Origin of the sequence: Mediterraneibacter sp. 210702-DFI.3.120, assembly GCF_020561005.1 — a bacterium.
GTDB classification, from domain to species: Bacteria; Bacillota; Clostridia; order Lachnospirales; family Lachnospiraceae; genus Mediterraneibacter; species Mediterraneibacter faecis.
Window position 1 is genome coordinate 146,632 of sequence record NZ_JAJCNG010000001.1, and the last position, 12,297, is coordinate 158,928.

Genomic DNA, 12,297 nt, shown 5'->3' on the forward strand with positions numbered 1-12,297 from the left:
CACTTCAGTATAGTCTTCGGTTTACTATTCGCGTAAAAAAAGAAGATGCCATCTGTGAAAAATAGCATCCTCTCTATACTTTATCCTTAACTCATGTTTTCAATCCGATATTCTTTCGGACTGATTCCGTAGCGTTCTTTAAATTTTCTATAAAAATAGCTTGTATTGTCGTATCCAACTGCTTCTATAATGTCCGACACCGCAATCCTGCTGTTTATCAGAAGATACACTGCCTGCTGCATCCTCTTTTCCTGAAGAAGTTCTTTATATGTTTTCCCTGATTTCTTCTTAATCTCACGACTCAGCCAATAGACATCCACTTTCATCTCTACCGCCAGTTCTGACAGCGTGCCTTCTTTAAAATGATCCTCAATATAGCGATACACATTCGCCATAATCTCTGTGTCAAATTTGCGTCCGCCGGCTTCCATCTTATCCATATAATTCAACAACTGAAGAAACAAAAGTCCCATTGTGATCTGATTGCTGCTTCGTTTATTGGAAATATCATAGAAGATCGTCCAGACCATATTCTCGATCAGATTCTGCACCGGGAGAATATCAGCCACATGAAAATACAGATAAGACGTCTCTTCATCTCTTCCGCACAACGCCCCGACAAGGAAATCTTTCAGCTGATTTTCTTCTGCCCCGATCATAGAGAATGCTGTGTTAAAAAACTCCGGCAGGACAATAAAGTTCACTGCAATATCATACTCTCCGGCCGGAAGGATCTCCTGCACTGCATTCTGATTCAGAAACAGAAGGTCACCCTGTTCGAGCACAACCTGATTGCCGTTCACGATATGTGTCGTTGTTCCCTGGCACATATAAATTACTTCTATATAATTGTGTGTATGCGCCGGGAAATGTACAAAGCGAGTATGCGGTCTGACCTGGATCAACTTCCCCTTCTTCAGAAGTTTCGCACTGTCCACAACCATTTCCTTCTTTTCTGTATAAAGCTGTGGATCGATCTCCTGTTTCCCTTCAAGGATCCGGCGTTCCTCATCTGTGATCATCGCCAGTTCCCGGATCAGTTCCTGATGCATCTATTGCCTGCCTTTCTGGTTTATCCTTTTAATGTAGCTGCAATCTCTCTCGTTAATTCCATGTACTCTTTCGCACTTCTACTGCTCTTCTTATATGCGATCACCGGTGCATTATTATCCTGCGACCACTCAATTCCACTGTCCACACGGATGTAAGTATCAAATACTTTCACATCATCTAACTCTTGCAGAGTCTCTAATGTCTGTTTGAAATAATTCTTTCTTGTATCAACCTTTGTGATCACAATTCCACCAAGCTTGAGATCCGGTGCAATTTCTTCTACACTGTCCAGGAATTCGAACATATTTCCAAGACCAAACAGTCCCCATGGAGATGCCTCTACCGGAAGAATCACATAATCGGACGCACACAGAATATTCATCACCCATCCCCCAAGTGTCGGCGGTGCATCGATCAGAATATAATCATAAACCTCTGACTCGCGGATCTTCTTCAATCCTTTTTTCAAAATATACTCTCTCTGCCATTTTGTAAAAAGTTCGTATTCAATCGAACTCATCAATGTAGAAGACGGAATCAGATCAAGTCCTTCGTATTTTGTATTCACGATATAATCTGTCAGATCATCCTGTCGCTTGATTGCTTCATACAAATTTTTTTCACTCTGTGCATATGCAAGCACTGTATCTTCGTCAAACAAAGAAAGGGAGAGATTCAGCTGCATATCTCCGTCGATCATCAGAACTTTTTTCCCAAGCTCTCTCAAACCAAATCCAACATTTGAACAAGTTGTGGTCTTTCCGCTTCCTCCCTTATTATTCGTAAAACAGATTACCTTTGTCTTTGCCATTGTGTTCTCTCCTTCTTCCGAAATCATCAAATCTATCCTAATTACTGTATCCAGTAACGCCCTTTTCTAAAATTTTAGCATATCCATTTACGAAAGACAATGAAATCCAATCCATTTTATGTTATAGTTATTGTATCTGAGTAATCATTAGAATTTTATCATGATTACTCTCCAAATCAGCCGCTTATTTAAGGGCTCAGAAAGACTGAGGTTTTCTTTTATGAATAAAAAATCCATACTGATCACCGGTTCTTCCCGCGGCATCGGGCGTGCCTGTGCGAAAGCATACGCCAAGGCCGGTTATCACGTATTTCTCAACTGTGTCCACCAGGTAGAACGCTTAGAAGAACTCGCACATGAGATTCTCTCAGACGGTGGTTCCTGTACAGCAGTTCCCGGAGATGTCAGTAACCCCGACGAAGTCCGGAAGATTTTTCAGATTATTGAAAAAGAGTGTGGTGGCGTTGATATTCTGATCAACAATGCCGGGATCGCCTGGTTCGGACTTCTGACTGACATGACTGACAATGACTGGGATAAGATTCTTGCCACGAATCTTTCTTCCGTCTTCTACTGCAGCCGCGCAGCCATTCCATACATGGTATCTAAAAAATGTGGAAAGATTCTGAATATTTCTTCTATGTGGGGAACTGTCGGTGCTTCCTGTGAAGTTGCTTATTCCGCAACAAAATCCGGAATACACGGATTGACACGAGCACTTGCCAAGGAACTTGCACCGAGTAATATTCAGGTGAATGCAATCGCCTGCGGTGTGATTGACACAGAAATGAATGGTCGTTTGAACGAAGAGGAACGCCAAGACCTTATGGATGAGATTCCTTCCGGACGTTTTGCCGATCCGGCGGAAGTTGCCGAGCTTGCACTGAAGCTCACAGATACGCCGGCTTATATGACCGGACAGATTATTGGAATAGATGGAGGATTCATATGATAGACGTACATCACATTGAACAGATTTCACAGGATTGTTCCCTTACTGAATTCGTTGGAACAACCGTTTTGGATACAATCGGACTTGTAATTCCAGGAATTGACCCTTCTCTTCTTGAGAAGATGAATCTGAAGAAGGCATATAAAAGTCTCGGCCTGATCAGTTCAAGAACAGGTGCAGCCGGACAGATCAATGCAGCAGACGAAGCTGTCAAGTCAACGAACACGGAGATTGTCTCTATTGAGCTTCCTCGTGATACAAAAGGCTGGGGCGGACACGGATGTTTCATCGTGATTGGCGGAGACAATGTCTCTGACGTGCGCCGTGCGGTTGACATTGCACTTGAATATATCGGCAAATATGCCGGTGAACTCTACATAAGCCAGGCCGGACATCTGGAGTTCACTTTCTCTGCCTGTGCAGACAAAGCACTTCATATGGCATTCAACGCCCCGATTGGAAAACCATTTGGATTCTTCTGTGGTTCCCCTGCTGCTATTGGACTTGTCATGGCTGACCTTGCGGTGAAGTCTTCCCCGGTTGAAGTCATCAAGTATATGACCCCGGACCAGGGAACAAGCCATTCGAACGAAGTGATCGTAGCGGTAACCGGTGATGCGGATGCTGTTAAGAATGCAGTCCTCACCGCAAGAGATGTAGGGCTTCAGCTGCTTGTCTCCATGGGAAGTTACCCAGAGAGCCCGGCAACACCGTATCTACAGTAGGATATAACTTTACAGAAACACCATATAATATCACACACAATTCCAAGAACAGTCTTTCCGCTGTTCTTATAAGAAAAACCGTAAGATGAAGCTCATTTCCTGCTTCTCTTACGGTTTTGTTATCTATTTTCTTATTCCATAACATTAAAATTTAGGGCGCATTTATAATCTCCCATAAATATCCTGCGGCACATATGCCTTAACCTCAATTCCTTCCGGCACATATTCTTCGGATAACAGCTGCCCCTTACTGCGGATCAGCTGAATCTTGCCCGCTTCACTGAAATCATATAAGCGTTCAATATAAATCTGCTCTTTACGGATAATCTCCAATAACGCCTGTTTAAACTCTTCCAGCCCCTGCCCGGTCTTCGCAGATGTCGCAATGGAATAATCTGCCTGAAGATCTTTGTGATTAACCGGATTCTCAACCTTATCTTGCTTGTTAAACAGTGTAATGACCGGTTTTCCTTCGGCTCCAAGCTGTCTGAGTGTCTCATAAACTACATGCATCTGTGCATCCATCTGTGGATTCGAAGCATCAACTACGTGCACGATAATATCCGCATACTTTGCTTCTTCCAGTGTGCTCTTAAATGCCTCTACCAAATGATGCGGCAGCTTGTTGATAAATCCAACCGTATCTGTCAAAAGAATTTCCTGTGTGTTATCCAGTGTCAAAGCTCTCGTTGTTGTATCCAATGTTGAGAAAAGCATCGCATCCTCCAATACTCCTGCCTGTGTCAGTGCATTCTCAATACTGCTCTTCCCTGCTGAAGTATAACCTACTAATGCTGCTACTTTCAGTCCGGACTGCTTTCTCTGTCCACGAATCAATTCTCTGTGGCGCTCTACATCTTTCAATTCTTTCTTCAGTCTGCTGATACGTTCTCTGATCAGACGGCGGTCCATCTCCAGTTTTTTCTCTCCCGGTCCTCTTGTTCCGATTCCTCCTCCAAGTCTGGAAAGTGATTTTCCAAGTCCGGCCAGTCTTGAAGCACGGTACTTTAACTGTGCTAATTCTACCTGGATCTTACCTTCTCCTGACACTGCTCTGGCCGCAAATATATCAAGAATCAGAAGTGTTCTGTCCATGATTTTACAATCCAGTTCTGCTTCCAGATTCCCCATCTGCACACTTGTCAACTCGTCATCACAGATAATTCCTGTTCCGTGCGTCTCCCACAATAATTCCTTTAATTCCAGAATTTTTCCTTTTCCTATATAAGTTCCCGGATGGATATTTTCTCTTGGCTGGATCATACGGCCGACAACTTCTGCACCTGCTGTCTTCGCAAGCTCTCCAAGCTCATCCAGGGATCGTTCTGCCTGATCAGATCCATCCGTATCTACCGCAACGAGAATTACCCTCTCTTTTATTTCATCCATTGATATCATATTTTCTTTTCCTTATCTACTTATCATGATCTGCTAATATGCAACCTGCCTTGCTACTGACCGCAGTAACCTTTTTATCTTGTCTGAAGGAACTCTGCTTCCTTACTCACAGAATCATCTTCCGGGAAATCTTCCTGATACTGTTTCATCGCACTCTTTGCATTTTCCCAGTCTGCCTGTTGTTCGTAGCAGACAATCACATTATATTCCATTTCTTGAAGAAGTGCTGTATCTGCTTTCGTTTTGTCATCTCCTGTCTTGCTTTCTGCAAGTGCGATTCCAGCCTGGAAACATTCGAGTGCCTTCGCATAATCTTCCGTCTTCATTGCGCAAACTGCGGTCAGATTATGAAGTTCCTGCGTCTGCTCTGCTCCCTGATCCAATGCGGTCTGAAATGCTTCCAATGCCTTGTCATACTCTTTCTGCTCGTAATAAGTCATCCCAAGTCCCTGATATCCATCTGCCGCAACTTCTTTATTCTCATTCTTAGTTGCCTCTTCAAATGCCGTCTCTGCCGCATCATATCTTCCTTCACCAAGCGCCTCTGTTCCGTCCTTGACCACATTTCCACAGCCGGATGCTAAACAAGTCACACCAGCCAACATCAAAACTGCCAGTTTTTTTCTTATCATCATCTATTTTCCTCATCTTTCTATGCTAAACATCTTTCATATTTTCCATTCTTCTATTGCTATAGTATACCGAACCTATAGAAAATCATCAAGCCCCATCGCCAAAGGCGATTTGAAATAACGAGATGCGTTTCTGGTCGCACATCGTGTAAACAGTAACACAATCACTTTTAACAACAAGAGCTGTGAAAATATGAATCTCTCATTTCCCACAGCTCACTTCGTTTATTACAGTTTTATATTTTCTACAGATTACTGTCTTATGTTACAATCTCTGTCACTTTTTCCTGTACTTTCGAATCTTTATATTCTTTGTTATTTCCAAGAACATCTCTGCACACATCATTCATCAGTTCTTCATTCATCCGAATCTGATCCTTATCCTGTTGGGCAATGCATTCCTGAATTGCCTCATTCAATGAAAGCATCTTATCATCCAGCTCTGATACCATCTTTGCGCATTCCTGCAAATCCTTGCTGATATACTCCGGTGCATTCCCTTCAAATTTGTAGTAGATCTTATGTTCAAGGCTTGCCCAGAAGTCCATTGCAATGGTTCGGATCTGAATCTCAACCTTCGTGTCTACTACACTATCCGAAAGGAATATCGGCACAGAAACTAACATATGATAACTTTTATATCCACTTTCTTTGGGATTCTTAATATAATCCTTAATTGAAAGAACTTTCAAATCGCTTTGATTCCCTATCATCTCTGCCAGACGATATATGTCTGATGTAAATGAACAGATCAATCTTACTCCTGCAATATCATTCACATAGCGAACCATGTTCTCTATGGACGTCTCATGTCCATACCTCTTCAGCTTTTTCACAATACTGTCCGGTGTCTTGATTCTTGTCTTAATATGTTCAATTGGATTATACTGATGTACATGCTGAAATTCATCATTAAGAATCTCCAGCTTTGTACCAACTTCTTTCAACGCTGCATTATACAGGAAAATGATTGTCTTCCAGCTGTCAACATCTTCATAACTCTTTAGCGCAGCTTCTACCTGTTGTTCACTTCTCATAACAGTCTTCCCCCGGTCTGTTTATATATATTAAGTATAACATACTCCCATTTTTCTGTCACAGAATTCACTTCTTTTTTAGAGATATTTTAGTGTTACTGTAATAGTATCTTTCCAATCTCTGTAATCCATTTTCTGCCTACAGCTCCAGTTTCATGTCTCCCTGGCGAATCCAGCCCTTCTTTCTCATAAATTCTGAAATCCCAAGTGTGATCACTGCCGGAAGTACAAACTGGATCACAATGATCTTCACCAGAACAATCATCGGATCTTCTGTCTGGATCATCACCTGCCACGTCATCAACGGACCAACCAGCCCGGCTGTTCCCATTCCAGATCCGGTTGCATTATTCGTCATATGGAGTAACATTGTACTTACCGGTCCTAAAATTGCGCTTGACAAAATGGATGGGATCCAAATCAATGGATGTCTCATAATATTCGGTACCTGAAGCATAGAAGTACCAATTCCCTGTGCCAAAAATCCACCAATCTTATTCTCTCTGTAGCTTGCAACTGCAAATCCAATCATATTGCAACAACATCCAACCGTAGCTGCTCCAGCTGCAAGACCTGACAGATTCAGGATTACCCCCAAAGCCGCGGAGCTGATCGGCAATGTCAGGATCATTCCCATCAAGACCGAAACTACAATTCCCATAAGGAACGGCTGCTGTTCTGTTCCCCAGTTAATCAAAGAACCCAGCCAGTTCATAAAGGAAGAAATCGGTGGTCCGACAAACAATCCAACAACTCCACCAACTCCAATGCAGATCAATGGTGTCAGGATAATATCTAGTTTTGTTCTTCCTGTAACTAAAATTCCAATCTCAATTGCCACATAAGCTGCCACGAAAGCTCCCAGTGGTTCCCCCGGTCCGGCTAATACAATATTCCCATCTACAAGTACCTGACCTGCCAGAATTTTCCCCGCGAATGCTCCGATCATACCGGCAACAGCTGCACAAACTGTAACAAGCTGCTGAGCCTCCAGCTTCCTTGCTACTCCGACACCAATACCTGCTCCTGTAAGCGCTGCAGCAACTTTCCCGATCAAATAAATTAAATCTCCATAATTTCCTCCAACAAACATTCCTATCTGCTGGATGATTGTTCCTATGATCAATGTTGCAAACAAGCCCTGCGCCATTCCGCTGAGTCCGTCAATAAATATTCTCTTCATCGCTCTTCTAGTCCTCCTTATACAGGACGCCCCATTCCTGTCCTTCCTTCTTCCGGGTGTCCCTCTTCAACGCATTGCCTTCCTCATCACAAAGCTCCGGGATCTGATCTACGGTATCCATCCGGTAGTCTGTCAGAAGCCAGCTTACAATATTCACATTATCCTTTCGTCCAATCACCATCTCCGGCACAAGCACAGAGAGCATCTGCTCCAGGAAATCAATTTCCACCTGGTTCTCTTTCGAATAAAGCAGTACATTTTTGTAAATCATAAGATAAACACCTTTGCACTGTTCTTCTTCAATATCCATATAAACGGACTGGAATTTCTGTTCAAATCCAAATTCATCAATCAGATGAAAGATTGCCTGTCCATAACTGTCTTCTTCCAGATAACTTCCCAGTATTTCTCTGTCTGTCTCTGTACATTCTCTAATCATAACTGCTCTCCAATCATTCTATCAATTACTATATTGCTGTTATCATTACCGTGTTACTGTTCACACGATGTGCGACCAGCAACGCATCTCGCCATTTTAAATCGCCTTTGGCGATGGGGCGAGATGCATTCAAGTCAAAACACGCATCCTCCGTGTCAATCAGCGGAGTGATTGACACGGGAGTGAACAGTAACATTACCGTTCCACTATACCAAAAAGTCTCTAAAAAAGAAATGACTTTTTGTTTTTCTTATGTTAGGATACAAGAGACAGGTATTTTCAGAAGATCAGATAGTTTCTTCTGCTGCCGGAAAGGAGTCTATTATGTTTCGTTTATGGGGAAAAGAATTCAAGGACAACCGGATGCTTCGTGACACTGTCATCTGCGACAAGACGGATGATACACGTACACATAAGATCTTTCATGCACTCGATAAAATCTGCTATGAATTTGATCTGAGCAAGCCGATCTGGCTCGACTCAACAATCAATGAGTTCAAGCGCCACGCCAAAGCGCGTTTCTATCAGGACAATTTTGTCGATGAGATTGACTTTGACTATCTGGAGATTCAAATTATTGAAGAATAACACTCGGTAGCGTACAAAAGATAGATTGAAAATAGCTTCTAAAATCCGCTTCAAATTTTTTTGAAAAAATTTCAAAATTAGTGTTGACATTTTTCAATATCCGTTATATAATCTTCTTTGTTGTGAGCGATACAAAAGAGCAAACAACAAAATGTGCGATTAGCTCAGCTGGATAGAGCGTCTGACTACGGATCAGAAGGCCGGGAGTTCGAATCTTCTATCGCACGCTATAGAGACTGTAAGGAAATTTCCTTACAGTCTTTTTTGTATCTTTGGAAAATCTCACTTCAAAGGATCCTCTCCGAACAGACACCCAAAAATTTACCCAAAACCAAGCAAAGGCGGTGCCAGATTCAAGTTCACATATAAGCAAACTCAAATTTGCACCGCCTAGCCTGATTCAAAACTACATTATAACTATTCCAACAACACTCTATTTTGAAAATCTCTCTGCCTGCGCCTCAATCAGTGCCTTGTCATCAAAATAATTGATCTTCATAGCATCTTTTACTTCTTTCAATGTCTGTGCTGCAACAGCCTCTGCCTTCTCGCTTCCCTTTTTAAGAATCTCGTAGATTGCAGGAATGTCTTTCTGAAGTTCTTTTCTTCTGTTGCGGATTGGCTCCAGTTCTGCCTGAAGAACATTGTTCAGGAATCTCTTCACTTTCATATCTCCAAGTCCGCCTCTCTGGTAATGTGCTTTCAGCTCATCCAGATTCTGATATTCTGGCAGGAATTCCGCAAAATACTCTGGTTTACAAAATGCATCCAGATATGTGAATACAGTATTTCCTTCCAGACTTCCCGGATCTTCCACACGGATATGATTCGGATCAGTAAACATGCTGAATACTTTCTTCTTAATATCTTCAGGTTCCTCTGACAGATAAATACAGTTACCCAGAGACTTACTCATCTTCGCCTTACCATCAATTCCCGGGAGACGAAGGCATGCTTCATTCTCCGGAAGAAGAATCTTCGGATCGATCAGTGTATCTCCATAAACGGAATTAAATTTATGTACAATCTCCTTTGTCTGCTCAAGCATCGGGAGCTGATCTTCTCCTACCGGTACAACAGTAGCCTTGAATGCTGTAATATCTGCTGCCTGGCTGATCGGATATGTGAAGAATCCAACCGGGATACTTGCCTCAAAATTTCTCATCTTGATCTCATTCTTTACAGTAGGATTTCTCTGCAGTCTTGAGACTGTCACAAGATTCATGTAATAGAATGATAACTCTGTCAGTTCCGGTACCTGTGACTGGATAAACAGCGTAGACTTCTCCGGATTCAATCCACAAGCCATGTAGTCCAATGCTACTTCGATAATATTCTGACGTACCTTTTCCGGGTTATCAGCATTATCAGTCAATGCCTGTGCATCTGCGATCATAATAAAAATGTCATCAAAATCTCCTGTATTCTGTAATTCAACACGACGACGCAGGGAACCCACATAATGTCCTACGTGTAATCTTCCTGTCGGTCTGTCACCAGTAAGCATAACCTTCTTCATGCTCTAGTCCTCCTAAATCTCATGTAATACTTTATTCGTAACTGTCAGGCTAATCTGCCCACAGTAATTCACTGGCTTTTATTATAACATTTCCCCAGATGCTTTTCTATAGAAACTTCTGTATATTAGGAAAGGACTTTCCTAATATACAAAAAAGTGCCCTTGACCTCATCAGCCAAAAGCACTTCCTGTAATTCTTTTTCTAACTCTTACTTATTCTGAAATACCGGACGCTTTGAATATCCCGGAACTTTCTTCGTCTCTTCTGCATATACCCACTGATACAACAGATAAGCCATAATAAATGCTCCTGTCACATCAAGTACGGAATGCTGCTTCAAGAACATGGTCGCCATTATAATCAACGCTCCAAGCACATATGCTCCAATACAAACAGCTTTGTGTTTCTTAAGTGCCTGACTCTTATGGATTGCAATACATGCGCATAGAGTATTAAACACATGAAGACTTGGAAATACATTCGTACAAGTATCTGTCCGATACAGCATCCGAACTGCATCTACAAAAATATTATCCCGCTCAAACACAACCGGTCGTAAATCCTGACCATTCGGAAATACGGAACAAATAATAAGGAAAATTGTCATTCCTGCAAACGAAATCTTCGCCAGTTTGTAAAATCCCTGTACATCTGTAACGAAAAAGTACAAAAATGTAGCTGCGATAAATACAAACCATAACATATACGGTACAATAAAATATTCAATAAAAGGAATCTCTTCATCTAATGCTGTCTGCACCACATGATAATTCATCGTCACATGTTTCTCAAGAAACCAAAACCACGGCATATAGATTAACGCGTATAAAAACACCCATGCATGCTTATATCTTTTTATTGTCTCTATGAACTTTGTCTTCCATTTCATATCTGACACTCCTCCGCTTTTCATCAAACCGATACAGCACTTGCTACTTCTGCGCTATTTTCATTTAACGCTCTTTTTTGATAGGCTCGATTATAGCACTTTTAAAACACAATCTCAACCGACTTCATAAGTTTTTAACATTTCTTTTCTTTTTCTTATGAATTATCAACATCTGTCTCTTCTTTTGTTCACCTTTACTTTTTGAATCAGCACTTTCAATAGAAATCAGATTTACTCTTCTTTAACTCATCTCAAAAATATACATATCAAAGCTTCTTCTTGCCGCCTTAACATCTTTTTCTCCATGCAGTGTCCATGCCGCTGCCGGCGTTTTAAAAAGAACCCTGTTCAGCCATAATCCCGGATTCTTTCTGTCCGACCACCGGTAAGAAATAAAATCCGGTCTGCACATACAGTTACTCAAAAGATATTTTACACAAAATCTCAAGAGATAATGCGTTGTTCTGTCGTTTTTCGTCAGATTCTCAGATAATTGTCCTCTTGGGATTTCATTCCGATGTTTCTTCATCCAGCGAAGTACCAGGCTGTTAAAGGATTGGATCATGTATTCGCCATGATATTTTCGCAGTTCTTCATCCAATTTTCTGCAAATCTTTGTATCTGTGTTAGGAAGTTTCACCTCGATCAGAAGTGGTACCTTTCCATCTACCAACTGCAGTACTTCTGACAATAGTGGAATCCGCTCTTTTGTCTCCGCAAGTCTATACTTCTGCATCTCTTCATATGAAGTATCTTCCACTCTGCCCCGTCTTCCACAGATTCTTTCAAATGTATCATCATGAAAAACCACCAACTGTCCATCCTTTGTCAGATGAACATCCAGTTCTATTCCATCTCCTGCTTCGATTGCCGCACGAAATGCCGGAAATGAATTTTCCGGAATCCCACGCTTCTTATCATGAAGTCCTCTATGCGCCCACTTTACGCCAAGAAACGGATGCACTCTTTTTCTGCCCGACAGTCTTGGAGCCAGCAAAAAAATTAAGAAAGCTGGTATTCCTATTACAATACATAACCCAATCGCTAAAACAATCCCTATATGCATCCTG

13 protein-coding genes and 1 tRNA gene are annotated in these 12,297 nt (G+C 41.8%); 4 read left to right on the forward strand and 10 right to left on the reverse strand.

The features are described from left to right. Window positions 1-86: 86 nt before the first annotated feature. Entirely contained in the window at window positions 87-1,052 is a 966-nt protein-coding gene (locus LI162_RS00720) for an AraC family transcriptional regulator (protein ID WP_117835524.1), read from the reverse strand. Between the two features lie 20 nt (window positions 1,053-1,072). After that, on the reverse strand, window positions 1,073-1,864 hold the full coding sequence (locus LI162_RS00725) for a ParA family protein (protein WP_117497921.1): 792 nt from the start codon (window positions 1,862-1,864) through the stop codon (window positions 1,073-1,075). A gap of 220 nt (window positions 1,865-2,084) precedes the next feature. Here LI162_RS00725 and ymfI point away from each other — a divergent pair, with 220 nt between their 5' ends. Both ymfI and pduB read left to right on the forward strand, forming a co-directional pair. Then, complete coding sequence (ymfI, locus tag LI162_RS00730) at window positions 2,085-2,816, forward strand: elongation factor P 5-aminopentanone reductase (protein WP_227155456.1); 732 nt, start codon at window positions 2,085-2,087, stop codon at window positions 2,814-2,816. Further along, complete coding sequence (gene pduB / locus LI162_RS00735; protein WP_055161049.1) at window positions 2,813-3,541, forward strand: microcompartment protein PduB; 729 nt, start codon at window positions 2,813-2,815, stop codon at window positions 3,539-3,541. Before ymfI ends, pduB begins: the two co-directional genes overlap by 4 nt. A gap of 162 nt (window positions 3,542-3,703) precedes the next feature. Here pduB and hflX read toward each other — a convergent pair whose 3' ends face one another. The 5 genes from hflX to LI162_RS00760 form a co-directional block, all read right to left on the reverse strand. After that, window positions 3,704-4,939 carry a GTPase HflX gene (gene hflX, locus LI162_RS00740; protein WP_055146061.1) on the reverse strand — a complete coding sequence of 412 codons (1,236 nt, stop codon included), beginning with the start codon at window positions 4,937-4,939 and terminating at the stop codon, window positions 3,704-3,706. Between the two features lie 74 nt (window positions 4,940-5,013). After that, window positions 5,014-5,574, reverse strand: a complete 561-nt coding sequence (locus tag LI162_RS00745) for a tetratricopeptide repeat protein (protein WP_227155458.1) — start codon at window positions 5,572-5,574, stop codon at window positions 5,014-5,016. Window positions 5,575-5,831: 257 nt separating this feature from the next. Continuing rightward, window positions 5,832-6,608, reverse strand: a complete 777-nt coding sequence (locus LI162_RS00750; protein ID WP_020436499.1) for a GTP pyrophosphokinase — start codon at window positions 6,606-6,608, stop codon at window positions 5,832-5,834. A gap of 139 nt (window positions 6,609-6,747) precedes the next feature. After that, window positions 6,748-7,791 carry a PTS transporter subunit IIC gene (locus LI162_RS00755; RefSeq protein WP_117497871.1) on the reverse strand — a complete coding sequence of 348 codons (1,044 nt, stop codon included), beginning with the start codon at window positions 7,789-7,791 and terminating at the stop codon, window positions 6,748-6,750. Window positions 7,792-7,798: 7 nt separating this feature from the next. Next, window positions 7,799-8,230, reverse strand: coding sequence for a hypothetical protein (locus tag LI162_RS00760; RefSeq protein WP_015528267.1), 432 nt, complete (start codon window positions 8,228-8,230; stop codon window positions 7,799-7,801). Window positions 8,231-8,554: 324 nt separating this feature from the next. Between LI162_RS00760 and LI162_RS00765 the strand changes: the two genes are divergently transcribed. Further along, entirely contained in the window at window positions 8,555-8,818 is a 264-nt protein-coding gene (locus LI162_RS00765; RefSeq protein WP_227155460.1) for a hypothetical protein, read from the forward strand. A 153-nt stretch (window positions 8,819-8,971) separates the two neighbouring features. Next, window positions 8,972-9,045, forward strand: a tRNA-Arg gene (locus LI162_RS00770). A 206-nt stretch (window positions 9,046-9,251) separates the two neighbouring features. Here LI162_RS00770 and trpS read toward each other — a convergent pair. The 3 genes from trpS to LI162_RS00785 form a co-directional block, all read right to left on the reverse strand. Beyond that, window positions 9,252-10,337: a tryptophan--tRNA ligase gene (gene trpS, locus LI162_RS00775; protein WP_155204127.1), complete on the reverse strand. Its 1,086-nt coding sequence runs from the start codon at window positions 10,335-10,337 to the stop codon at window positions 9,252-9,254. A 209-nt stretch (window positions 10,338-10,546) separates the two neighbouring features. Beyond that, window positions 10,547-11,227, reverse strand: coding sequence for a phosphatase PAP2 family protein (locus LI162_RS00780; RefSeq protein ID WP_227155467.1), 681 nt, complete (start codon window positions 11,225-11,227; stop codon window positions 10,547-10,549). 241 nt (window positions 11,228-11,468) lie between these two features. Then, complete coding sequence (locus tag LI162_RS00785) at window positions 11,469-12,224, reverse strand: glycerophosphodiester phosphodiesterase (protein WP_278279390.1); 756 nt, start codon at window positions 12,222-12,224, stop codon at window positions 11,469-11,471. Window positions 12,225-12,297: the final 73 nt, after the last annotated feature.

What these genes read in the sequence shown, in the direction of transcription:
- LI162_RS00720 (WP_117835524.1), bottom strand. Translation starts at nt 1,052, where the DNA reads ATGCATCAGGAACTGATCCGGGAACTGGCGATGATCACAGATGAGGAA.
- LI162_RS00725 (WP_117497921.1), bottom strand. Translation starts at nt 1,864, where the DNA reads ATGGCAAAGACAAAGGTAATCTGTTTTACGAATAATAAGGGAGGAAGC.
- ymfI (WP_227155456.1), top strand. Translation starts at nt 2,085, where the DNA reads ATGAATAAAAAATCCATACTGATCACCGGTTCTTCCCGCGGCATCGGG.
- pduB (WP_055161049.1), top strand. Translation starts at nt 2,813, where the DNA reads ATGATAGACGTACATCACATTGAACAGATTTCACAGGATTGTTCCCTT.
- hflX (WP_055146061.1), bottom strand. Translation starts at nt 4,939, where the DNA reads ATGATATCAATGGATGAAATAAAAGAGAGGGTAATTCTCGTTGCGGTA.
- LI162_RS00745 (WP_227155458.1), bottom strand. Translation starts at nt 5,574, where the DNA reads ATGATGATAAGAAAAAAACTGGCAGTTTTGATGTTGGCTGGTGTGACT.
- LI162_RS00750 (WP_020436499.1), bottom strand. Translation starts at nt 6,608, where the DNA reads ATGAGAAGTGAACAACAGGTAGAAGCTGCGCTAAAGAGTTATGAAGAT.
- LI162_RS00755 (WP_117497871.1), bottom strand. Translation starts at nt 7,791, where the DNA reads ATGAAGAGAATATTTATTGACGGACTCAGCGGAATGGCGCAGGGCTTG.
- LI162_RS00760 (WP_015528267.1), bottom strand. Translation starts at nt 8,230, where the DNA reads ATGATTAGAGAATGTACAGAGACAGACAGAGAAATACTGGGAAGTTAT.
- LI162_RS00765 (WP_227155460.1), top strand. Translation starts at nt 8,555, where the DNA reads ATGTTTCGTTTATGGGGAAAAGAATTCAAGGACAACCGGATGCTTCGT.
- trpS (WP_155204127.1), bottom strand. Translation starts at nt 10,337, where the DNA reads ATGAAGAAGGTTATGCTTACTGGTGACAGACCGACAGGAAGATTACAC.
- LI162_RS00780 (WP_227155467.1), bottom strand. Translation starts at nt 11,227, where the DNA reads ATGAAATGGAAGACAAAGTTCATAGAGACAATAAAAAGATATAAGCAT.